We start from the raw sequence: 20009 nt of genomic DNA, 5'->3' as shown, positions 1-20009 counted from the left end.
TTCCATCATGTGGACATACATATCATATTGCGAAGATTTAGCTTTGCAACGCAAGGATTCGACGTTACCCCTAATGAAGAAATTTGTGTTCGTTCGGCGGTGACGGGGAATACCCACGCACCGGATGGGAATTAAGGAGGGGATTGCATGGCATCGTTCGTCAATATTCGCAGGGCCGGTATTTGCAGCGCAGCTTCCGGCCTCGCGCTGATCGTCGCGCTTGGCAGCGCACCCGCGTGGGCGCAAACGACGTCGCAGGTCGATAATGCGGTAGCGTCGGACGATGTCCGCCAGTCGCCGACTGACGAACTGTCGCAGGAAGCGAGCGAGGCCGAGATCATCGTCACCGGCACCCGCGCCTCGCTGCAATCGGCCAACGCCCGCAAGAAGAACGCCGATACGGTGGTCGACTCGATCGTGGCGGAGGACATCGCCAGCTTCCCCGACAAGAACGTCGGCGAGGCACTCGCCCGGGTAACGGGTGTCCAGTTGCAGCGCGACTTCGGTGAAGGCTCGCAGATTTCGATCCGCGGCGTCGAGCCCGACCTCAACCGTATCGAGATCAACGGCGTCAGCCAGCAATCGCCTGGCGGCGGGCGCAGCGGCGACTTCCGCGAACTGGCGGTCGAACTGGTCAAGTCGATCGATGTGTACAAGGGCTATACCGTCGACCTGACCGAAGGCGGCATCGGCGGCACCGTGCGCGTCGAGACGCGCCGTCCGCTCGAACTCACCAAGCCGCTGTTCAGCGTGAAGGGCGAGGCGCAGCGCCTCAACCTCACCCAGAAATGGCGTCCGCGCTTCAACCTGACGGCGGGTCGCTCGGACCTGCTCGACGGGCGGCTGGGCGTGCTGTTCAACGTGACGCACAGCGTCGTCGACACGCGCGGCGATTCGGTCGCCAACACCAACTGGCAGCGGTATCTCGATTTCGACCGGTCGACCGAAAAGACCGTCGCCGATCCGGCCTATGCCAATTTCGGCAGCTATGAGAGCTGTGCCGGTACGACCGGCACGACGGCGGCGCTGGCGACCGCCAACCGGCTCGCCTGCGAAACCCAGTTCTTCGACTGGTCGCCGGGGTCGGTCCGCTATCGCAACAACGAACGCACCGATGCGCGCACCACGCTCGACTTCCAGGCGCAGGTGCAGTTGGCCGACAATTTCTCGGCATGGGGTCAGGTCACGCTCAACTACCGTAACCAGAACCTGCGCGACACCAACTATGCGGTGAACATGGGTGGTGGTCTGGGCACCAACGGCCTGCAAGGCAGCACGCCCGACCTCACCCGCTACAACCTCGACGCCGCCCTTGCCAACAATGCCGCCGGCGGCGTTTCGCGCGCACGTCCCACCCAGTCGTTCGTGACGACCGAGGGACACGTGCTGACGAGCTGGACGACCGCGCTGAACGCGGGAACGCCGCCTGGCAGCGGTGTCGTCGTCAACTCGGGTGGTGCCAGCAACATCGTCGGCGTTCAGCGCCGCGACTTCAGCTACGACGAAAATACGCGCTATTACCAGACCGGGTTCAAATGGGACCTCGACCGGATGAAGATGGTGTTCCTCGCCTCGCGCGCCGAGGGCAACCGGGTGAACGAAACCAATCTCGTGTCGATCACCACCGGCGTTTCGGGGATTTCGGTCGACCGTCGCAATTCGGAAGGTCTGCCGATCCTGTCGTTCCCCACCGGGTTCGATCCGGCCAATATCGCGTCCTATGCCGATGCCACGCGGCGCGGCGCCAACGGCCAGTTGCTCGTCCAGTCGGGGCCGAACGTCCAGTATCGCCCCAGCCAGAACGACTCGTCCGAAGACCAGTTGAAGCTTGACGTCGACTATGATCTCGACTGGGGTTTCCTGAAGAGCATCAAGTTCGGCGGCCAGTATCGCAGCCAGGACCTCGTCGCCTACAATGCCGGCGGCGCGCGTCTGCTCTCGCCGGCGGTCGTCGCCGTTCCGGCGGCGGGCATCGTCGCGCGGCCTGCGGTGTTCCAGTACAACAACAACGTGTCGCTCACCACGGTGATCGGTTCGCCGCCGGCGACCGGTCCCGCAGCCGGCGTCACCTACTTCACCCCGGCGCAGTATCAGGAGTTCCTGGCGGTCAATGGTGGCGTCACCGGTGGCGCCCCGCTGTTCGGCGGGATCAAGGCAGTCGACGGCGCACCGACCCGCCTGGCGCAGCCGTTGTTCGATTTCGCGAACCTGTCGCGCTATTATGACCTGTCGGGGTTCAATCAGGACCGGGTGCGTGAGGCGAATGGCCTGCCGCAGATTCCGGGCTACATCATCAACGAAAAGATCGTAGCCGGGTATCTACGCGCCAATTTCGGGACCGAGGTGTTCGGCATGAATCTGACCGGTAACGCCGGCATGCGCTACACCTACACCCGCGACGATTCGACCAGCAGCAACACGCGGCGTGAGAGCCGGGTGCGGCCGGGCACCGGCGTCCCCGGCATCCCGGCGGTGATCGAGATCGCGACGGTCGCGGTGCAGGAAGTGACCCTGTCCAACGACTATCACGACTGGTTGCCGGCCGCGAACCTGTCGCTGGAAGTGCAGCCCAACCTGTTCGTCCGCGCGACCTATGCCAAGAACCTGGCGCGGCCCCGGCCGAGCGACCTGTCGCCGACGGTCAACTGCGTGATCGACATCGCCGACACCATCGCCGGCGAAGATACCTGCTCGGCGGGCAACCCGAACCTCAAGCCGTATCGCGCCGATCAGTACGACCTGAACGCCGCATGGTATCCCAACGCCGACACCGTCGTCAGCATTGGTTACTACTATAAGGACATCAAGAGCTTCGTCCTGCCCGCGTCGGTCATCGCCGGTGTCGACCTGTTCGGTGACGGCGTGCTGTATACCGTTCGCCAGCCGACCAACGGCTTCGGTGCGAAGCTGGACGGGTTCGAGGTCAGCGCCTCGACCGCCTTCACCTTCCTGCCGGCACCGTTCGACGGCTTCGGCATCAACGGCAACTTCACCTACAGCCGCGCGCTCAACAGTTCGCTGACCAACGTGGCGACCGGCGAACCGCTCGACGCATTCCCCGGCCTGTCGAAGTATACGTACAATGGCAGCGTCTTCTACGACAAGGACTGGCTGAACGCGCGCGTCAGCTACAACAAGCGCAGCGACTATCTGCTGGTCGCCGCCGATGCGTCGGTTAGCAACAACCCGGTGTTCCGTCGCGGCGAAACCTATGTCGATGCGAAGGTGCAGTTCCGCATCACGCCGCAGTACAGCATCTTCTTCGAAGCGCTGAACCTGACCAACGAACTTGCCCGCTCGTACATCGATGACGCACGGTCCATCGAATACAGCGACTTTGGCCGCCGCATCTTCGTCGGCGCGCAGTTCAAGCTGTGATGCGGCGGACCGGTCGCCCCGTGCCACGGCGCGGCCGGTCCCCGTCACGATCCACTCCCCCCTGTGCCCGGCTGCCGCAATGGTGGCCGGGCATCATTTTATTCGCGCTCGGCGGCTGTATCCATGCGCCCGCCGCAAGCGACTGGACGGTCGAGGCGCAGGATCCCGCCGCCCGTGTCGGTTTTGCGTCCGGCACGATCGACATCGATACCGCCCGGGGGCTGACGCTATGGTACGACCGGCGGCTGGATGCGCCGGTACGGATCACGTTCGAGGCGATGGCGGTGTCGACCGGCGGACCGAATGATCAGGTGAGCGACCTCAACGCCTTCTGGATGGCGGGCGATCCGGCGGCCCTCGACGGATCGGTGTTCGCCGCGAAGCGCAGCGGGAAGTTCGAGGACTATGACACGCTCGCGACCTATTATGTCGGGATCGGCGGCAACCGCAACACGACGACGCGAATGCGCCGCTATACCGCACGCGCCGGGGACCGGCCGCTGTTGCCTGAACACGACCGCGCCGATCCCGCCGCGTTGCTCGTGGCCAACCGCTGGACGCGCATCGCCCTGATCGCGCGCGACGGACAGGTCGCGGTCGAACGCGACGGCACGCGGCTGTTCGCCATGACCGACGCCGCGCCCTATCGATCGGGCTGGTTTGGCATCCGCACCACCCAGAGCCACTTGCGCATCCGCCGGTTGCGCATCACCCGATTCTGACCATCAGGAGAACCGCGATGCGGATGACCCGCCGTAGCCTGCTCGGGGCCACGATCCTTGCCGCCGCCACTGCCCGCAGCCTGCCGGCATTCGCCGCGCCGCGCACGGTTTCCCGTCCGGTCGGCGCGCATTGGGTGGAGGGCACCGCACCCGCCACCCATGCCGGCCAGACGTTCGGGCTGGCATGGCCCCGGGGGGCGCTGAACCGTCGGCGCTCGTTGGCGGTGCGCGATGCCGGTGGTAGGGCGGTTCCGGCGCAAAGCTGGGTGACAGCGACATGGCCCGACGGCTCGGTCAAATGGACCGCACACGCGCTGCCCGCCGACGTCATGCCGGGCGCGACGCTGACCGTGGCCCCCGGCACCGCGCCGGCACCGGCCGCCGCGCTCCGCGTCAAGGAACGCACCGATGCGGTCGTCATCACCAGCGGCGACCTGCGCTGGCACATCGCGCGCAGCGGTGACGCGGTCGTGCGGCAGGCCGCCTATGGCGCGCGGGTCGTCCTGCGCGACGTGTCGCTGGTGGGGGAGGTGCGGCAGGGTGCGCCCGACGGCCCACGGATCGCGCTAAAAGGGCGGATCGAGCGTGTCACCGTCGAGCAGCAAGGGCCGGTCCGCGCGGTGGTGAAGATCGAGGGACGACATGTTGCGGGCGACCGGACCATGCTGCCGTTCGTCGTGCGCCTGTACGCCTATGCCGGGTCGCCCGGCCTGCGGATCGTCCACAGCTTCATCCATGACGTCGATCCGGCGCAATGGTTCGTCTCGGGGTTGGGCGTTCGTGGCAGCGTGCCGATGGCCGCACCGCTCCACGACCGCCATATCCGCCTCGCGCTGGCCGAGGATGCGATGTTCGTCGAGGCGGTTCGCCCGCTGACCGGGCTGCGCCGCGATCCGGGCGAGGCGACCCGTAGCGCGCAGATCGCGGGGAAGGCGACGCCGCCGCTGGCCGACATGGCCAAACCGGTCGGCGAGTTGATCGAGCGTATTCCGGCATGGGGCGACCTGTCGTTGGCGCAATTGTCCGCCGGTGGCTTCACGTTGCGCAAGCGGACCGCGCCCGGCCATGCGTGGATCGATGCCGCAGAGGGGACTCGCGCGCCGGGCTTCGGCTATGTCGGCAGTCCGGCGGGCGGGGCGGCGATCGCCTCGCGCTGGTTCTGGGAACGGCATCCAGGCGAGATCGCGATCGGCGGCGCGGCCGGCGACGCCGCCAACCTGACATTGTGGCTCTGGTCGCCGCAGGCTCCGGCGATGGACCTGCGCCCCTATCGCGGGGTGATGGGCATGGAGGCGTTCGCCGCCCAGAACGAGGGGCTGGCCGTCACCTATGAGGATTACGAGCCCGGCTGGGACAGCGCGACCGGCATCGCCCGCACCAGCGAACTGATGCTCTGGGCCTTTCCCGAAACGCCCGCGACCGATCGGTTGCAGGCGCTCGCCAATCTCGCTTCCAGCCCGCCGCAACTCGTCGCCGATGCGGATGGCCTTCACGATGCCCGGGTGTTCGGCCACTGGAGCCTGCCCGATGGCTCGACGCCCAACCGTGTCGCGATCGAGGACCAACTCACCAACCTCGTCGATTTCTATGCCGGGGAGGTCGAGCGGCGCCATTGGTACGGCTTCTGGAACCACGGCGACGTGATGCACAGCTATGACGCCGACCGGCATCAGTGGCGCTACGACATCGGCGGTTTCGCATGGGCCAACAGCGAATTGTCGCCCGACCTGTGGCTGTGGATGCAGGCGCTGCGCACCGGCGGCGGGCAGGCGTACCGGCTGGCCGAAGCGATGACGCGCCACACCGGTGAGGTCGACGTCTATCACACCGGCCGCTTCAAGGGGATGGGCACGCGCCACGGCGTCCAGCATTGGAGCGACAGTTCCAAACAGCCGCGGGTGAGCAACGCCGCCTATCGCCGCATCTATTATTACCTGACCGCCGACGAGCGCGTCGGCGACCTGATGCGCGACCTGCTCGAATCGGACCGGACGCTCACCAATGTCGAGATCGGCCGCAAGGTGCCGGGCGGTGTGAAGCAGGTCCTGCCCGCCGGGACGATCGAGATGTCGTTCGGCACCGTCTGGTGTTCGCTTGCCGCCGCCTGGCTGACCGAATGGGAACGTACCGGAGAGCGCCGCTGGCGCGACCGCTTGACCGCCGGCATGGACAGCATCGGCCGGTTGAAGAATGGCTGGATCGCCGGCAGCGCGCCCTACGACCTCGCCAGCGGCCGCTTCGTCGGGCCGGGGGACAGGGTGTCGTTGTCACACCTCAATTCGGTGTTCGGCGCGGTCGAGATCAATGCCGAACTGCTGCAATTGCTCGACGTGCCGCGGTATCGCGCGGCGTGGCTGGACTATTGCCGCTATTACAATGCGCCGCGTGCGGAGTTCGAGGCGCGCTATGGGCCGCGCCGGGGTTCGGAGAATCTGAGCGAGGCGCATTCGCGACTGACCGCGTTCGTCGCACATGAAACCGGCGATGCGGGTCTAGCGAGTCGTGCCGCGAGCGAATTCTACGGCGGCCGCGCCGGCCTCGGCGTCGCGCCCGGCGATCCCCGGCGGACGCTGCCCGGCGGAGTCGTCGAATGGCCCGGAGTCAGCACCAACGCCGCGTCGCAATGGGGATTGGCCGCGATCGAGAACCTCGCGCTGATCCCCGCGGCGATCGACGCCGGGCGGCTGCGCGGCAGGCGGAGCGGTGCGGGGGAGTAGCCGAAGCGCTCCGTTCAGCCTGCGTCCATCGATGTCGCACCATTCAGGCCCGTTGCAGCGGCGTTGTGCGCATGCTAACGGCCCGCCCCTGAACCATTGGGACGCGGTCGCCATGACCAATATCGTTGCCACTCCGGCGCGGTCCCCGCGCTCGTGAACTCTACCGCAGAGGCTTCGCCGCAAGCCGTCGATCTCACCGCCGAACCGGTCGGCCACCATGGCCCGCGCCAGTCGATCACGAAGCTTGCCTTCGGGGCGATCGGTGTCGTCTATGGCGACATCGGCACCTCGCCGCTGTACGCGATGAAGGAGACGTTCGTCGGCCATCACCGGTTGCCGGTCGATCAGATCAACATCTTCGGTGTCGTCAGCCTTGTCTTCTGGTCGTTGATGCTGATCGTGACGTTGAAATACGTCTTCGTCATCATGCGCGCCGACAACAACGGCGAGGGCGGCAGTCTCGCGCTGCTCGCGCTGATCCAGCGCAAGAGCGGCGGCGGGCGCTGGACCGCCAGCCTGATCGTGCTGGGCGTGCTGGCGACCGCGCTGTTCTTCGGCGACTGCATGATTACGCCCGCCATGTCGGTGCTGTCGGCGGTCGAGGGGCTGGCGACCGTCGACCAGCGCTTCGATGCGTTCGTCATTCCGATCGCGGTGGTCATCATGATCGGGCTGTTCTGGTTGCAATCGGTCGGCACCGCCAGCGTCGGTCGCCTGTTCGGGCCGATCATGGTCGTCTATTTCGCGACGCTGACCGGGCTTGGCATCCTCAACATCCTCGAACGGCCCGAAGTGTTCCAGGCGCTGAACCCGATCTGGGCGATCCGCTTCTTCCAGCAGGATGGCGTCCTCGCATTTCTGGCGCTGGGCTCGGTCGTGCTGGCGGTGACCGGGGCGGAGGCGCTCTATGCCGACATGGGCCATTTCGGTCGGCGGCCGATCCAGGTCGCGTGGTTCTACCTCGTCTTCCCCGCACTGATGATCAACTATCTGGGGCAGGGGGCGCTGCTGCTCAACAACCCGAGTGCCGCCGAAAATCCGTTCTTCTTCATGGCGTCTGAGGATTTCCGCCTGCCGCTCGTCATCCTCGCCACGCTGGCGACGGTCATCGCCAGCCAGGCGGTGATTACCGGCGCATTCTCGGTGGTGCAGCAGGCGGTGCAACTCGGGCTGATGCCCCGGCTGCGCATCGAACATACCAGCGCCGATGCGGCGGGGCAGATCTATATCCCGTCGGTCAACTGGGCGCTGCTCGTCATGGTGCTGCTGCTGATCTTCGGCTTTCAGGAATCGTCGAACCTTGCCGCTGCGTATGGCATCGCCGTCACCGGCACGATGTTCATCAGCACCTGCATGATCGGCGTCCTGTTCCGCCGTGTGTGGAACTGGCCGGCGGTGGCGGCGGGGGCGTTCGTGTTCCTGTTCCTGTGCATCGACGGTGCCTATTTCGCGTCGAACCTGACCAAGGTGCCCGATGGCGGCTGGTTCCCGCTGCTGGTCGGCATCATCGTGTTCGTGCTGCTGACGACCTGGGCCAAGGGCCGCAAGCTGATGATCGAGCGGATGCGCGAGGCGGCGATGCCGATCAAGGTGTTCATCCAGTCGGCCGCCAATTCCGCCACCCGCGTTCCCGGCACGGCGGTATTCATGACGTCGACGCCCGAAGGGGTGCCGCACGCGCTGCTCCACAATCTGAAGCACAACAAGGTGCTGCACGACCGGGTCGTCCTGCTGACCGTCAAGATCGCCGACACCCCCTATGTCGACCCGGTCGTGCGGACCAAGAACGAGGATCTGGGGCAGGGCTTCCACCGCATGATTCTGAAGTTCGGCTTCATGCAGGACCCCGACGTGCCGGGCGCGCTGAAGGAAGTCGGCTGTTGCGGCGGCGATTTCCGGATGATGGACACCAGCTTCTTCCTCGCACGGCAGACGTTGCTGCCCTCGTCGCGGCCGGGGATGATGATCTGGCGCGAGAAGCTGTTCGCGTGGATGCTCCAGAATTCGGAAAGCGCGATGGAGTTCTTCCGCCTGCCGACCAACCGCGTCGTCGAACTCGGCAGTCAGGTGGAGATTTGACCGGCGGTCCGGCCCCGATCATCGTCACCGCGCTGTTCGCGCCCGAGGATCAGGCATGGTTCGACACGCAGCGCCGTGCGTATTTTCCCCCCGAGCGCAACGTGCTCGCCGCGCACTGCACGATGTTTCATCACCTCGCCCCCGAACTGGGAGCGGAGTTGAAACAGCGGCTCAATGCGGCGACACGGGGGCAGGGGGCACCGCAGGCACGGGTCGGCGGACTCCTGAACCTTGGTCGTGGCGTCGCCTATCGCATCGAAGCACCCGAACTGGAGGCGATCCGTGCGGACATCGCCGATGCGTTCGCGACGATGCTGGTGCCGCAGGACAAGGCCGGCTGGCGGCCGCATGTCACCATCCAGAACAAGGTCGAACCCGCCGATGCCAAGGCGCTCCTTGCCCGTCTGAACGCCGGTTTCGCGCCCCGTCCGGTTCGGATCGCCGGTCTGGCGAGCTGGTGGTATCGTGGCGGACCATGGGAAGCGCTTTCCCGGCATATGTTCGCTTGACGGCCACGATTCGCGTTCGTATAGGGCCGCCTCCCCGAACGGGGATGCGTGGGGCGAAGTAGCTCAGTTGGTTAGAGCACGGGAATCATAATCCTGGGGTCGGGGGTTCAAATCCCTCCTTCGCTACCATCATAACCGAGCGGGACGTACGGTCCCGCCGGTTCTGATCAGTCGCTAGCGCCACAACGGCGCCGAACGACGATAGAACCTCGATATCGAATCCACCATGATTGTCGGGCGTGACCTTCACGCGCTCGATCAGGTCGCGCAGGCGGCTTTTCACTTCGTCGCCGGACGGCGTTCCGGCATCAAGCGTCGCGGATAGGCCGCGCACCCGGCGCCGATACGAATCGACGATGCCCGGGTTCAGCGCGATCACCGGTATGGCTTCGACCTCGGCCTTTTCGCGACGATAGCGTTCGACGTCGGCCTTTCGAGCGGTCAGCGCTTCGCGGACATCGGTGAAGTCGGCCGCGCCGTCCGCGATCGCCGCTATTAGGCGCTGGACCTGTGCCTCCGCCTTGCCGATCTGCCGATCGAGATCGGCGGCGTCGCGCGTTCGGTCCTTGCGCTTCGTCTCGATCTCGCTGTGATACTCCTGCACCAAGACCGAGACCGCTTCGGGCTGTAGCAGGTGCTCGGCAACGCCCTTCAGGACGCGGGCCTCCAGCATGGAGCGGGCGACTGTCCGCGTGACGTCGCAGGTTCCCGCTTCCCGTGCCCGGGTGCAGGCCATCCGGCCGCCGCCAATCATCGCGTACGCGCCGCCGCACACCCCGCACATGACGATGCCGGACAGCAGGTGCTTCGGGCGCTTGCGTTGGACGAGTGGTCCAGTCGAGCGTTCCGCCGCCTGATCCTGGACGAGCTGCCAGAGTTCCTGCGGCACGATCCGCAGCTCGGGCATCTCGACCAGCACCCGTTCGGACGCTGGATTGACCCGCGATACCCGGCGGCGGGTTTCGGGGTCGCGGCGCATATGCAGCCGGTTGTAGAGATACTGGCCGGCGTAGATCGGGTTGTGGAGCACGCCCAAGCCCCGCGCGCGCGACCCGGCGATCGCTGATGCGCGCCAGTCGCCGCCACGCGGGGCCGGGATGCCGTCCTCGTTCAGCCCGCGCGCGATCGCCTTCGGCCCCCGGCCGGTCGAATATTCGCGGTAGATGCGTAGAACGACCGCTGCCTGCTCGGGATTGATCCGGCGCAGTCCGCGGTCGAGTTCCCCATCGGGCCGAATCGCCGGCACGACGTCATAGCCATAGGCAAGACCACCGGGCACGCGGCCGCGCGATACGGTGCCGCGTTGACCCCGCCGGATCTTGTCCGCCAGATCCTTCAGGAACAGCGCCGACATCGTGCCTTTCAGCCCGATGTGCAGCTCGCTGACGTCGCCTTCGCTCAGCGTGTGGATGCGGACGTTGGCGAATTCCAGACGCTGGTAGATCGTGGCGATGTCGGCCTGATTGCGGGCGATCCGGTCGATTGCCTCGGCGCAGACGACATCGAATGCCCCCGCGCCGGCATCGGTCAGCATCGCGGTCATGCCGGGCCGCCGGTTGGATGCTCCCGATATGGCGATGTCGGTATAGACGCCGGCGACTTCCCAACCTTCGCGTTCGGCGCGGGCGGAGCACATGGCGATCTGATCCTCCGCAGAGTTGGCGGATTGCAGGTCGGACGAGAAGCGGGCGTAGATGGCACAGCGAGGCATGAAGAGCTCCGAGGAGGGTAGGCGCGCGCAACATCCTCCGCGGCCATGTCGCGGGCAATGGCGGCGACCAGCGCCGCGATGGCGGGGCTGAGCGAGGATTGGGCGGGGGCGGGGCGGATCATCGTGCAACCTCATCTGCAAGTTCGCGCAGTTGCCATTCGTCGAGCGTCGTCAGGCCGCGCAGCGGCGCGAACCATGCGGGTGCGTCCGGCCGCATCAGGTCGCCGGCCGGATAGATCTCGATCCGGCGTGCCTTCAGCGCGTTGATGGCGGCATCGACCGACGGCCATCGATCGCGGAGGTCCCGCTGTCGCAGATGCTCGCGATCGGGGACGCCCGCGCGCCGACCGGCGGCGCAATCGCGTTCGGCGGCCTCCGCCGTTGCTTCGTCGAACGCTCGCCGTTTGGCGTCGTAGATCGATTCGTCGTCGGCGGCGCGCAGCTCGTCGGCCCATCGGCGACGGGTTTCGGCGGCCTCCCGCATGGCCGTGCGATAGTCGCTGTCCGACCCCCGCATTCGCTCCGCGATCCCCGGCCGGTTCGCCGTCGTTGACGTGGACGCCCGGCGCTGGCGAGCCCGGCCGGGAATGTTGAAGGCGTCGAGCGACAGCCCCGCCTTCTCCGCCACGGCAATGCCCCGTGAGATCGCGGCGTCACGCTCACCGGCAAAGGTGCTCGACTCCGCCAGCGCGAAGCAGCTGCGTGCACGGCGCGCGGCGCGTTGTGCCTCTGCGGGCGCATTCATGCCGGTACCGTCCGTCGACTTGCTCGTATCCGCTTCACCTGCGCGACGATGCCCGTCATCCGGCCGGTGGACGTGATCGTGACGCGACGCCGGTTGCGGACCGGCTCGACCGAGATCAGGTCCCGATCCCGCAGCTCGATGAACGCGCGCGCGACGGCGCGCGGGTCGCAGCCGACCTGCTCGCCGAGATCGTCATTCGTGGGGCAGGGCGTTCCGGCACCGGCCAAGGCCGACAGCGTTCGATAGAGACGCTGGGATGATCCGCTGAGTTCACCGGTCATGCCTGTGTGCCCCGCGCTACACCGTCCCGAACCCAGGCACAGATCTTCGCCACGACCTCGTCGCGATCGCCGGACGTGCCGGCGACGATCGCTGAGATCAGCCCGTTCGCATAGGCTTTGGCGATGCCGGCGCTGAGTGCGGCAGGCGGCAGGCTCTCGTCGGCGATGAGCTGACGCGCGATGGGTACCATCCCGTCCTTGAACGCGCCACTAATCCGATGCGCGACGGCATCGACCTGCGCCGGGTACGGCCCGGCGAACGGATCGGCAATTAGCATGTCAGTATCCGAACATGATCTGGATGCCGGGACCGTCGAGCAGGCGATCGACCACCCAGGCGTTGAACAGTCCGAACGACAAGGCCGCGATCATTTCTGCGACGGTACGCAGCAAGGACGGCTCGGCGACGCTGGGAACGGGAGGATTGCAACCGGCGCAGCGGCAGGACTGGCCGTGCCAGATGGCGGGGCGGGAAGGGTGATGCATCAGCGATTTCCCTTTGGTTGGCGGAGGAGGTGCAGGACGAGGGTGAGCAGTACGGCGACCGCGATACAGGCGGCGATGGCGGCGATCGCCGGACGGCCGAGCAGAACCAGACCGATCGCGAAGCCGGCGAGGGTAGCGGTGGCGCGGGCCAGTCGGCGGGCGGTTCGATGGGCGACAGGGACCGTCAGTGGATGTCTCCGGGCAGCATAAATCCGTTCCGCAAACCGGGGTGGTCGCGAACCGGGGAGGCAATCGTCGGGAAGGTCAGCGGGATCAGCTCATGGCGGTTGGGCCGGTTGGCGCATCATCAATTGCAGGATCGGCATGATCCGGCGCTTGGCGGAGAACGCCTGCACTAGCTCGCGCATCGCAGCGCGCCGTTTGGCGGGGGTGGCACCGACCTGGCTGGCCTCGAGGAGCGCGGTGTGCGCCTCGCTTGATTCGCGCATCGCCTCAATGGTCGCCTCGAACAACTGCTGGTTGCACGACTGGCCGGCGGAGCTCTTCGCGTCGAGCATCAGCGTCATCATATCGTGGATCGGCCGGCCGCCGATCAGCCGTTCGTGCGCGGCGTCCAGCGCGATCGCATCGCGACAGGTGAGCAGCAGCCGTTTGTCCTGATCCGACACGTCGCCAAGGTAGCTGCGGGCGCGTCCCGTCGCGGCCATTGCTTCGGCCATGCCGATCGCGTCGATCGTATCGGAAACGGCCTGCTCGACCGAGAGCGGATGGCGCACCTTGGTCATTCCGCTGCACCGAAAGCGACAGCGGATCGCCACAGACGCGGATCAGCATTCCCGCGTAACGGCTTGCTGCCATGACGACAGCAATCGACGCGTTTGGGCGTCTGTGCGCAACAGGAGCGAGTACGTGTCGTGAGGGAGGTCATACGCGCGGTTCAATCGAACCGCCGAAGCTCGCGGTACGATCGAGATCGCGCTGGTAGATGTCGGGACGAAGTTCGAAGCGCGATACACCCGTCGCGGCTTCGGCCTTCAGAACCAACTCAGCGCCAAGAGGACGATCATCCCGGAGAAGCTGGTGCACGTAGGTTTGGCTACGTCCAATCTGCCGGGCGAAAGCCGACTGCGACCCCGCTCTACGAACCGCTTCTGCTAGCGGCGAATCAATGTCGGCTTCGATTCCCATGCCACCGAGCTATTGCAATTGCACTAGGCAAGTCAATTGCAAATGCGTGGTCGCTATCTATTGCAAATGCAATAGGTTTATAACTACTATGGATTCAGTAGGCGCACGGATACGTCAGCGGATTGCTCAGGTCGGCCTGAGCCAGTCTGAACTCGCCCGTCGCGCTGGTATCTCGCAGAGCACAATTGCTGGTCTGTTAAGCGGCAAGGCCCGCTCATCGTCGCACTTACACGTCCTAGCGCGCGAGCTGAGGACGACACCTGCATACCTGAGTGGTGAGGTTGATGATCCTGAGCTGGACGCACCAAACGCGCCTGCGCTCGATCACGATCAGATGCGTTTGTTGAGACTGTTCGATACGCTGGATTCGCCGGCCCGCAGCGCGCTCATGCTAATTGTGGAGCGAATGGCTAGATAACCGTACGGGCAGCATTTTAACGCAAACTGTTGCGACCGCCCATGTCAGCCCCGACGCCGAGTTGGGAACTCAGGACCTCGAACCTTCATTTGCTCAGCAGGGTAGGGGGCCTGCAACTGAACGACCTCGTCGTAGCTGCCGCGCAGCCAAACATCGCAATCCTCGGGTCGCAGGATGGTGATCATCGCTTTTGGGTGGATCGGCACGACCAGTGTGTTCGGATCGCAGGTTACCATCGCGAAACCGTTGCCCTCGACCGTGGTCTGCCAGAAGCCGGCCACCGCGAAGACCGGCTGGTCGACGACCGTGAACCACATCTCGCCTTTCAGCTTCGGCTTGCCGTCGCCCAGGTCGTGCTTGTCGGGCGTCCATTCGCAGAATTCGGTCAGCGGGATGAGGCAGCGGTTGGCCGGATCGGCCGCCAGCTTGCGCCATTGCGGTGCCGCCAGATTGCGGACATTCGTCATCGGCCACGCAGCCTGACCGCCCAGCACGTCCCACGACATAATGTCCCAAGCGCGCTCGCCGTCCTGCTCGCGAATGACATAGGCCCGGCTTTTCGGGCGCAGCTCGCGAGGATCGAAACGGTTGTCCCTAGGTCGTTCGGGAAACAGCTTTTTCGCTGATCCGAACAGGTCGGCCGGCTCGCCGGCGTATCTCGCACGATTGCACATGATGCGGGGATAGGCACGCCGAGCATCTGCCGCCAGACCCGAGGGGAGGGTTGCGAATCGTTCCCTATATGTTCTACCTTTGCAGTGTCGTTTTGGCGGCGAGTCGGTAGCAGAAGGGAACAGCAATGCAGCACGACCTGCAACTGCGCGCCGCCGCGCGCGCCGTGTATGAGGCCTGTTATCCATCGGACGATTGGGCACGGCTGGGGTTCGAGGAAGCCGAGCGATATCGGACGGTCGAATACCGCCAGGCGATCGATGCCGCGCAGCAGGTTCGCTCCGTCCTCGCGGCGCCGGGCGAGCAGCTCGCGCTCGGGCCGCTGCTGTGACCCGTCGGAAAGGTGAACTGCCGCTGCCCGTCTACCTCGACACCTGGACAGCCGATCATCCGGTCGCAAAATCCATCGTCCGCGGCACGAGGTGGTTCGATGCGTGGGTCATGCAGAAGACCACGCCGCTCGACACGCTGTCGCGCCGCACCGGCATTCCTCGCAACCGGCTGTTGACGATCAGCGGCGGCGATCGGGTTTCCTTGGCTGAGCTGGACGCGCTTTCGCGCGCTTGGTCGGTCAGCGCGGCCGATCTGCGCCAATCGGTGCCGCCCGAATTGGTCGTGCCGTGAGCGCGTGACCCGGTGCTAGCCGGCGATCGCGGGGGGCGGGTACGGCACGGGTATCCTGCCGCAGCGAACGCTCTTTGCCAGACGCTGTCGTTCGGATTGGCGGCGGAGGGCGGCTCCGGCTCGGCAAAACCCCATGGCGGCGGAGGGCGCCTCCGCCGCGTGCGGCCAGGATCATGGCGGAGGGAGCCTCTGCCGCGATGTTCGTACGATTTAAAGCGATCGACGCATCTCATCGATTTTTCACGGCAAAGCATTTGCCGAAAGGCGTTGGCGGGGTCTATCGCTCCGCGCATGTCGGGTCGGGTTAGGGATTGCGAGATTCGAGCAGCAGCGTATGCCACGCTGCTTCGGCGTGCGCGTGGTTGTCCAGATACGATCGTCCTCGACGAATTAGGCATCGATCACGGCGCGTGCCGCGTCGATATCGCAGTAATCAACGGGCACATCCGCGGACTTGAGATCAAGGCAGACGCCGATGTGCTAGACCGCTTACCGAGGCAAGTTGCCTCATACGGTACCATCGTCGATCGCGCGACGCTCATAGCCTCCCCTCGGCATATCGCACGAGCAATGCCTTTGCTTCCCGAATGGTGGGGTGTGATGTCAGCCGAGCGGCGGCCGAGCGGTAGTTTCGCGTTTCGTGTTGTCCGGCGCGAACATGCCAATCGTTCTGTTGACCCGTTGACCCTTGCCCGGTTGTTGTGGCGTCCTGAGGCTGTGGCCATTTTGCGTACGCTCGGAGCCGCTGAAAAAAGTCTACGGCAGCCTCGCGAGGATCTCTATCTGAGGCTGGTCGAATTGTTGCCGAAACGCGTACTGGCCGAACGGGTGCGACATGCTTTGAAGGTCAGGGAAGCCTGGAGAGATCGTCCAGAACTTTCGTGATGTGGTGGTTCGTTGCGACCCATTTCCAAGTCGTAGGATTACCCCGAGTAGCCGCACCCGTCTGACAGTCAGCGATATATGCGCTGCCAGCGGAAAAATGAGCGCCTAAATAAGACCCGGAGCTGGTCACGAGCCCACATAGTGCTGGATAGGGTAGGTTGCTCCCACGCTTTGCACCCTTTGCACGAGCGATAATCCATGCATCGTCGGTCGTGTACCGTACGTTTGGCGAGCCTCGCATGAAGCGCATGTCGCCTTCGGCAAAACTGATCGCAGCAATCCCATAATCGCCAAAAATTGGCCGTCGGGCCCCTGATGGCAACGCCGCGATGACGCCCTTGAACAAAACCCATTCGTGACGGACGAACCGCTGAATAGGGTTCGCCATGTTAGAAAGTGTGTCAGGAAAGCTAGTCGAAAGTAGCGTTACGCTACGGCAAAAATTGAAAATTGTCGCGCCGGTCAGCGCCGCAACTATGATGTTGATCAGTTGTGGCATTGGATCGAAAGCGGGTGTTTCCAAGTCGATGATTATGTCCAGCATAGTCCAATGGATTTTAATATTTTCCAGCAGTGTTTGGATATGCTTGTCAAAATCGGGGTCAAGTGCATCGGCAAGTGAGCAGCGCAGTGCTGCGCCGCGACCGTCTTTCATGCCGATCGTGCTTACGGCTGCTTGATAGGCTGTGTCCCGGCCAAGGCCAGTGACAGGAATAAGTGGAGCGCCCGCGGCACGCGCCTGATCGAATATAAAAGTAAGTGGATGGCGACCGTCGGCCATCAGTTGAGCCGAGTCTAGCCGACCTGTGTCGACGAGCGCCGGTCTACTTTTCCACTTGGCACCAAGCCGTTTGCCAAAAAGTTTCAGGTGTTCGTCTAGATCACGTTTTGGTTTGCGCAATTCAAAATCATAATCTGGTTTAAGAATTTCGATTAAAGGTAAGATTGCGTCCTTTTGAGGGGGAGCCAGTCGGAACAACGCTTCATATTCGCCCTGCCGCCAGCGCAGCAGTGGTACATAGGGTTTGGGAAGCTGCACGCTAATCTCTCCTTTGCCACCCGAATTGGCGCCGCACTTCGCCGTTGCCGACAAGGTTGCGAAGCAAGGTATAATCATGCGCCTCCCGGCGCACTCGGCCGGCAATGATCGCCGCCCCAACGCCGAAGCGCTTGGCGTCGGTACGGACTGCCTGCTCATTGCGTGTGAAACGAGAAATACCGAGGGCCCATTTTGCAGAAGGAAGCAGCATTTCCTGCGCGAACAAGTCGGCTTGAGTCTCGATGTCAGATCCAGCTGGCGCATCGGTATCGTCGAAGATGGACGCAAAGCCCTGGCCAATATGAAACTTGAGATGGCCAATTTCGTGAAACAGCGTGAACCAGAAGTTGTCGAGCCGGTCGTGCCGCAGCGTCATTGCGACGATCGTATAGTCTTCGAGCGTCGCGAGTGCCGCGCCGTCGAGTAGGGTACTTGGAAGGTGTTTTTCCGCGACAAGCGCAATGCCAATCTTACGCAGATGCTCAATCGCCCGAGCCGGACCGTCGGACTGAAGAGTGAGAGCTAACAGATCTGCTAGCCATGCGTCGTCAATCCGATCGGGCGAGAACGGTGAAGTTGGGGCATCTCGCTCGGCTAAGCGTCGCACTCGAGCTTCCCACGCGGTGATCGCCGCTTCGTGCACTTGCCCACTCGCGCGCACAGATTTGCGATGCAGGGCAGGTGCCGCATTGCGAGCCTGTCCACCTCGTAGAAAAGCAGGAATGATCTCCGACGCTGCCTTGCGTGCGTCAGCAAGAGAGCCCTCAAAATCTTCGAACCAGCCGCGCTTGTACATTTCGGCCAAAGGAAAGGCCTGCCATGTATTGGGGTCAACTGAGCGCAATGTTGCATCGCCCACGAGTTCTGCGCGCTTGGCGACCTGGACACCAAGAGCATCGGAAACCTCGATGAGTCGATCAAGCGACGCCGAACGGTAGCGCTCAGCTTCGTACCGCTGAACCTGCTGCTCTTTAAGACCAAGGTAGTCTGCCAACTCACGCTGGCTCAACCCACGAGCGATCCGAGCTTGAATTAGTATATCTGGAAGTTCGGCAAGATTTTCCGCCGCGAACTCTGTCACCTGTCCAGCTCGCAGACGATCGTACAGGTCTGCATCTTCGCGCAACTCCTCGATCTGGCTCACGAGCGCATCACGCTGCGCTTGTACGAGAGCCTGAGGGAGCGTTGCCGGCGCACTGTCGAGCGCCGTCAGTGCTTCTTCAAACCGGACGATTTGAAGTCGCGCTGATTTATACTGTTTGTCATTGGTAATCATAGGATCGGGCCTTTCGGCGCGAGGAGAATTCGAATGATTCCCTTGGGTTGGGCAGAGAATTTTTCGATCTGAAAAAAATCGAGAAACGTACCACCCGGTCCGTTGAGGGATAGTGCTGGAAACATTTCGCCCAGGAATTTCCGCTTCTGAGCGGCGCGCTTATTACTGAAATCTAATAGGACGGGGTCAAGTTTTGTGAAGTCAATGCCCGTATGGTCCCAGCAGCCATCATAGTCTTCGGGGTGCGGCTTGCCAGTGGTGAAACTGCCGTCAAGATAGACGACGGTGCAGCCTGCCACTTGCAATGCATCGGCGACACGCTGGAAACCCTCAAACAGCCATTGGCGGTGCGGGGTCGTGGCAAAAGCCGACTCCACCTCCGACAAGGTTGCATCATGGATACCGGGCGGGAGAACCGCCCATGGTGCATTCGCTGCGACATTGATCAGCGCTGGTATCACAACACAACAATATCGTTGTGTTGTGATATTGTCGAGCATTTTTTTGGCGTTCGCAAACGAGCTAGGTTTACCAAATTGCCGAACAAATCCGAACGCCAACCAAAAATTCGGTACCCCATTTAAACGGGTACCATGCCGTCGCTCTGAGGGTATGAATGGCGCGCTAATGCCTACTAAGGGCGGGGCGCGGCGGAGGGTATCCACTGTTTAGCCGCGGGTATCCTCAACAAGCGGAGCCGCAGAAATGCTTGCCCAAGGCGGAGGGCACCTCCGCCGCATGAACGTCCGGGTTTGGTGGAGAGCGGCCCGGCCGCATTCGGGCAGTGATCTGCAGAATGCGACGTTCGTCGACGCGACGTCGCACGCATGAAGGGGGAAGGTCGCGCCCGGCCGCGTAGCTTGTCGGAACCGCGCGCGTGCGCCAAAAGCCGTAAGAAGGGGTACACGACGGCACGGGCATGACGAGGATGAGCAGAGACGTTGGCGAGACTGTTGTCGCCCCGCGGCTGATCGAGATGATCAGGAATCATGATTGGGCGACGACACCGCTCGGGGCTCGAGAAGCATGGTCGGGAAGCCTGCGCACAATTGTCGACATGATGCTCGGCGCCGGTCATGCCATGTGCGTGATGTGGGGGCCGGAGCGAACCTTCCTCTACAACGATGCCTATGCGCCGATCCTCGGTCTCCGTCATCCTTCCGCCCTGGGCCAGCCGACGCAATCGGTGTGGCTAGAGCATAATCCGAACGGCGTGAATCGTTGAGGGATTCCCAAGGGGACTGAAGTCTGATTCAAGCCTGTCACCGGCGACAGGAGGCCGGTCAGATGGGCAAGCCGTTATCGATGGACCTGCGGG

The 20009-nt window shown here is 63.9% G+C and carries 21 protein-coding genes and 1 tRNA gene; 11 read left to right on the top strand and 11 right to left on the bottom strand.

The window, feature by feature from the left end; all coding sequences use genetic code 11:
- Window positions 1-147 precede the first annotated feature (147 nt).
- The 6 genes from LRA89_RS16750 to LRA89_RS16725 all read left to right on the top strand — a co-directional run bounded on the left by LRA89_RS16750 (window position 148) and on the right by LRA89_RS16725 (window position 9534).
- Window positions 148-3378: a TonB-dependent receptor gene (locus LRA89_RS16750; protein WP_230772073.1), complete on the top strand. Its 3231-nt coding sequence runs from the start codon at window positions 148-150 to the stop codon at window positions 3376-3378.
- 20 nt (window positions 3379-3398) lie between these two features.
- Window positions 3399-4100: a DUF6250 domain-containing protein gene (locus LRA89_RS16745; protein ID WP_230772071.1), complete on the top strand. Its 702-nt coding sequence runs from the start codon at window positions 3399-3401 to the stop codon at window positions 4098-4100.
- A 17-nt stretch (window positions 4101-4117) separates the two neighbouring features.
- Complete coding sequence (locus LRA89_RS16740; protein WP_230772069.1) at window positions 4118-6817, top strand: exo-rhamnogalacturonan lyase family protein; 2700 nt, start codon at window positions 4118-4120, stop codon at window positions 6815-6817.
- Between the two features lie 234 nt (window positions 6818-7051).
- Window positions 7052-8896: a potassium transporter Kup gene (locus LRA89_RS16735; RefSeq protein WP_230772179.1), complete on the top strand. Its 1845-nt coding sequence runs from the start codon at window positions 7052-7054 to the stop codon at window positions 8894-8896.
- Window positions 8893-9405 carry a 2'-5' RNA ligase family protein gene (locus tag LRA89_RS16730; protein ID WP_056492417.1) on the top strand — a complete coding sequence of 171 codons (513 nt, stop codon included), beginning with the start codon at window positions 8893-8895 and terminating at the stop codon, window positions 9403-9405. Before LRA89_RS16735 ends, LRA89_RS16730 begins: the two co-directional genes overlap by 4 nt.
- A 52-nt stretch (window positions 9406-9457) precedes the next feature.
- Window positions 9458-9534 (top strand) — tRNA-Met (locus LRA89_RS16725).
- On the opposite strand, the gene LRA89_RS16720 is transcribed toward LRA89_RS16725, so the two are convergent.
- The 7 genes from LRA89_RS16720 to LRA89_RS16690 form a co-directional block, all read right to left on the bottom strand.
- Window positions 9491-11116: a recombinase family protein gene (locus LRA89_RS16720; protein WP_230772178.1), complete on the bottom strand. Its 1626-nt coding sequence runs from the start codon at window positions 11114-11116 to the stop codon at window positions 9491-9493. The genes LRA89_RS16725 and LRA89_RS16720 overlap by 44 nt on opposite strands.
- 118 nt (window positions 11117-11234) lie before the next feature.
- Window positions 11235-11861 (bottom strand): hypothetical protein, encoded by a 627-nt coding sequence (locus tag LRA89_RS16715; protein ID WP_230772067.1) that lies wholly within the window; start codon window positions 11859-11861, stop codon window positions 11235-11237.
- Window positions 11858-12142, bottom strand: coding sequence for a hypothetical protein (locus tag LRA89_RS16710; RefSeq protein WP_230772065.1), 285 nt, complete (start codon window positions 12140-12142; stop codon window positions 11858-11860). The genes LRA89_RS16715 and LRA89_RS16710 overlap by 4 nt, the downstream gene beginning before the upstream one ends.
- Window positions 12139-12420 (bottom strand): hypothetical protein, encoded by a 282-nt coding sequence (locus LRA89_RS16705; RefSeq protein WP_230772062.1) that lies wholly within the window; start codon window positions 12418-12420, stop codon window positions 12139-12141. The genes LRA89_RS16710 and LRA89_RS16705 overlap by 4 nt, the downstream gene beginning before the upstream one ends.
- Window position 12421: 1 nt before the next feature.
- A complete protein-coding gene (locus LRA89_RS16700) occupies window positions 12422-12628 on the bottom strand; it encodes a hypothetical protein (RefSeq protein WP_230772060.1) in 207 nt (68 codons plus the stop codon).
- Window positions 12629-12906: 278 nt separating this feature from the next.
- Window positions 12907-13374 carry a hypothetical protein gene (locus tag LRA89_RS16695; protein ID WP_230772058.1) on the bottom strand — a complete coding sequence of 156 codons (468 nt, stop codon included), beginning with the start codon at window positions 13372-13374 and terminating at the stop codon, window positions 12907-12909.
- Between the two features lie 139 nt (window positions 13375-13513).
- Entirely contained in the window at window positions 13514-13777 is a 264-nt protein-coding gene (locus LRA89_RS16690; RefSeq protein ID WP_230772056.1) for a transcriptional regulator, read from the bottom strand.
- Between LRA89_RS16690 and LRA89_RS20645 the strand changes: the two genes are divergently transcribed.
- Window positions 13758-14195 carry a helix-turn-helix domain-containing protein gene (locus tag LRA89_RS20645; protein ID WP_443024998.1) on the top strand — a complete coding sequence of 146 codons (438 nt, stop codon included), beginning with the start codon at window positions 13758-13760 and terminating at the stop codon, window positions 14193-14195. The two genes, LRA89_RS16690 and LRA89_RS20645, sit on opposite strands and share 20 nt — an antisense overlap.
- A gap of 44 nt (window positions 14196-14239) precedes the next feature.
- Here LRA89_RS20645 and LRA89_RS16685 read toward each other — a convergent pair whose 3' ends face one another.
- The gene (locus tag LRA89_RS16685) at window positions 14240-14869 is read right to left on the bottom strand and encodes an SOS response-associated peptidase family protein (protein ID WP_230772054.1); all 630 of its coding nucleotides are present in this window, start codon (window positions 14867-14869) and stop codon (window positions 14240-14242) included.
- Between the two features lie 125 nt (window positions 14870-14994).
- On the opposite strand from LRA89_RS16685, the gene LRA89_RS16680 reads away from it, so the two are divergent.
- From LRA89_RS16680 to LRA89_RS16670, 3 genes are all read left to right on the top strand, one after another.
- Window positions 14995-15198: a hypothetical protein gene (locus LRA89_RS16680; RefSeq protein ID WP_230772052.1), complete on the top strand. Its 204-nt coding sequence runs from the start codon at window positions 14995-14997 to the stop codon at window positions 15196-15198.
- Window positions 15195-15491: a helix-turn-helix transcriptional regulator gene (locus tag LRA89_RS16675; protein ID WP_230772050.1), complete on the top strand. Its 297-nt coding sequence runs from the start codon at window positions 15195-15197 to the stop codon at window positions 15489-15491. Before LRA89_RS16680 ends, LRA89_RS16675 begins: the two co-directional genes overlap by 4 nt.
- Window positions 15492-15782: 291 nt before the next feature.
- Window positions 15783-16376, top strand: a complete 594-nt coding sequence (locus tag LRA89_RS16670; protein ID WP_230772048.1) for a sce7726 family protein — start codon at window positions 15783-15785, stop codon at window positions 16374-16376.
- Here the strand turns inward: LRA89_RS16670 and LRA89_RS16665 are convergent.
- From LRA89_RS16665 to LRA89_RS16655, 3 genes are read right to left on the bottom strand one after another with little or no spacing between them, the layout of a single operon-like run.
- Complete coding sequence (locus tag LRA89_RS16665; protein ID WP_230772047.1) at window positions 16339-17415, bottom strand: beta family protein; 1077 nt, start codon at window positions 17413-17415, stop codon at window positions 16339-16341. The genes LRA89_RS16670 and LRA89_RS16665 overlap by 38 nt on opposite strands.
- Window position 17416: 1 nt before the next feature.
- Window positions 17417-18691 (bottom strand): helix-turn-helix domain-containing protein, encoded by a 1275-nt coding sequence (locus LRA89_RS16660; protein ID WP_230772044.1) that lies wholly within the window; start codon window positions 18689-18691, stop codon window positions 17417-17419.
- Window positions 18688-19191: a DUF6932 family protein gene (locus LRA89_RS16655; protein ID WP_230772042.1), complete on the bottom strand. Its 504-nt coding sequence runs from the start codon at window positions 19189-19191 to the stop codon at window positions 18688-18690. Before LRA89_RS16655 ends, LRA89_RS16660 begins: the two co-directional genes overlap by 4 nt.
- 419 nt (window positions 19192-19610) lie before the next feature.
- Here LRA89_RS16655 and LRA89_RS16650 point away from each other — a divergent pair, with 419 nt between their 5' ends.
- Window positions 19611-19916, top strand: coding sequence for a hypothetical protein (locus tag LRA89_RS16650; RefSeq protein ID WP_230772040.1), 306 nt, complete (start codon window positions 19611-19613; stop codon window positions 19914-19916).
- Window positions 19917-20009 lie beyond the last annotated feature (93 nt).

Origin of the sequence: Sphingomonas sp. Leaf4 (assembly GCF_920939515.1) — a bacterium.
Taxonomy (GTDB): domain Bacteria; phylum Pseudomonadota; class Alphaproteobacteria; order Sphingomonadales; family Sphingomonadaceae; genus Sphingomonas.
Note: the sequence above shows the minus strand (reverse complement) of the source record. Positions and strands in the feature narration are given on the sequence as shown.

Bases quoted from the DNA above. Each gene is read 5' to 3' on its own strand.
- LRA89_RS16720 (WP_230772178.1), bottom strand. From the start codon at position 11,116: ATGCCTCGCTGTGCCATCTACGCCCGCTTCTCGTCCGACCTGCAATCC.
- LRA89_RS16685 (WP_230772054.1), bottom strand. From the start codon at position 14,869: ATGTGCAATCGTGCGAGATACGCCGGCGAGCCGGCCGACCTGTTCGGA.
- LRA89_RS16670 (WP_230772048.1), top strand. From the start codon at position 15,783: ATGTCGGGTCGGGTTAGGGATTGCGAGATTCGAGCAGCAGCGTATGCC.
- LRA89_RS16710 (WP_230772065.1), bottom strand. From the start codon at position 12,142: ATGACCGGTGAACTCAGCGGATCATCCCAGCGTCTCTATCGAACGCTG.
- LRA89_RS16655 (WP_230772042.1), bottom strand. From the start codon at position 19,191: ATGCTCGACAATATCACAACACAACGATATTGTTGTGTTGTGATACCA.
- LRA89_RS16660 (WP_230772044.1), bottom strand. From the start codon at position 18,691: ATGATTACCAATGACAAACAGTATAAATCAGCGCGACTTCAAATCGTC.
- LRA89_RS20645 (WP_443024998.1), top strand. From the start codon at position 13,758: ATGTCGGCTTCGATTCCCATGCCACCGAGCTATTGCAATTGCACTAGG.
- LRA89_RS16740 (WP_230772069.1), top strand. From the start codon at position 4,118: ATGCGGATGACCCGCCGTAGCCTGCTCGGGGCCACGATCCTTGCCGCC.
- LRA89_RS16690 (WP_230772056.1), bottom strand. From the start codon at position 13,777: ATGGGAATCGAAGCCGACATTGATTCGCCGCTAGCAGAAGCGGTTCGT.
- LRA89_RS16715 (WP_230772067.1), bottom strand. From the start codon at position 11,861: ATGAATGCGCCCGCAGAGGCACAACGCGCCGCGCGCCGTGCACGCAGC.
- LRA89_RS16680 (WP_230772052.1), top strand. From the start codon at position 14,995: ATGCAGCACGACCTGCAACTGCGCGCCGCCGCGCGCGCCGTGTATGAG.
- LRA89_RS16700 (WP_230772060.1), bottom strand. From the start codon at position 12,628: ATGCATCACCCTTCCCGCCCCGCCATCTGGCACGGCCAGTCCTGCCGC.
- LRA89_RS16750 (WP_230772073.1), top strand. From the start codon at position 148: ATGGCATCGTTCGTCAATATTCGCAGGGCCGGTATTTGCAGCGCAGCT.
- LRA89_RS16705 (WP_230772062.1), bottom strand. From the start codon at position 12,420: ATGCTAATTGCCGATCCGTTCGCCGGGCCGTACCCGGCGCAGGTCGAT.
- LRA89_RS16695 (WP_230772058.1), bottom strand. From the start codon at position 13,374: ATGACCAAGGTGCGCCATCCGCTCTCGGTCGAGCAGGCCGTTTCCGAT.
- LRA89_RS16650 (WP_230772040.1), top strand. From the start codon at position 19,611: ATGACGAGGATGAGCAGAGACGTTGGCGAGACTGTTGTCGCCCCGCGG.